Origin of the sequence: Cohnella sp. GbtcB17 (genome assembly GCF_019091135.1) — a bacterium.
Lineage (GTDB): Bacteria > Bacillota > Bacilli > Paenibacillales > Paenibacillaceae > Cohnella.
In genome coordinates, this window is record NZ_JAGXJW010000484.1 from 1 (window position 1) to 236 (window position 236).

The following is a 236-nucleotide window of genomic DNA, read 5'->3' on the forward strand; positions in this document are numbered from 1 at the left end:
GATTGGCCGCGCGGCACGCGCGGTCCAGCGCACCAAAGTTTAGCTTCGCACAAAAATTGGTGGATGGGTACGGCAAGGTCCTGAGTGACGATGCCGATATTATCGGTGAAGGAGTTTAAGCAGTTGCTGATCGGCAAATCGATGATGCGGTGTTTTCCACCGGAAGGTACGGCCGGTTTGGCCCATTGCTGCGGTGACGGTTGCAGCCGCGTGCCCTCCCCTCCGGCTAACAGCAT

At 58.1% G+C, this 236-nt stretch carries 1 protein-coding gene; it reads right to left on the bottom strand.

Annotated elements, in window-relative coordinates; translation table 11 throughout:
• On the bottom strand, window positions 1-236 hold a 236-nt coding region (locus tag KVT38_RS34230; protein WP_254639763.1), incomplete at its 3' end, for a sugar phosphate nucleotidyltransferase.